Genomic DNA, 384 nt, shown 5'->3' on the forward strand with positions numbered 1-384 from the left:
AACCTTACTCTTAATAAATTTTTTTAACACGATGTATCCCCATTTCTATTTTTTTTAAAAAAAAGAGCACCTGACACAGATATGTCAGGTGCAGCTCTGATCCTATTCATATTGAATTTCCTCCCACACAAAAAGGCACAATACAAATGTATTGTGCCTGCAAATTTTTTTAAATTTTTACCATTGGCTCGACATAGTTAAAGCAAATTTTTGACTACCATCTGAGTAATAGACTGTAACTATCGTAAAATGATCGTATGGAGTGTCTGCTCTATCTAATTCTGCATTAGCAGCAGCAGAAGCAGCTGCATAACTACCGTAAAGTCCTAAATTATTTGATTCACTACCACTGATAACATGGACTGGTTCAGGTGTTGGATCTGG

The 384-nt window shown here is 35.4% G+C and carries 1 protein-coding gene; it reads right to left on the minus strand.

The genetic code is table 11. The annotated features are described in order from the left end of the window. Positions 1 to 177: 177 nt before the first annotated feature. Positions 178 to 384: hypothetical protein (locus FC90_RS09395; protein WP_162258695.1), on the minus strand; the 207-nt coding region annotated here is incomplete at its 5' end.

The organism is Latilactobacillus graminis DSM 20719, from assembly GCF_001436415.1.
Lineage (GTDB): Bacteria > Bacillota > Bacilli > Lactobacillales > Lactobacillaceae > Latilactobacillus > Latilactobacillus graminis.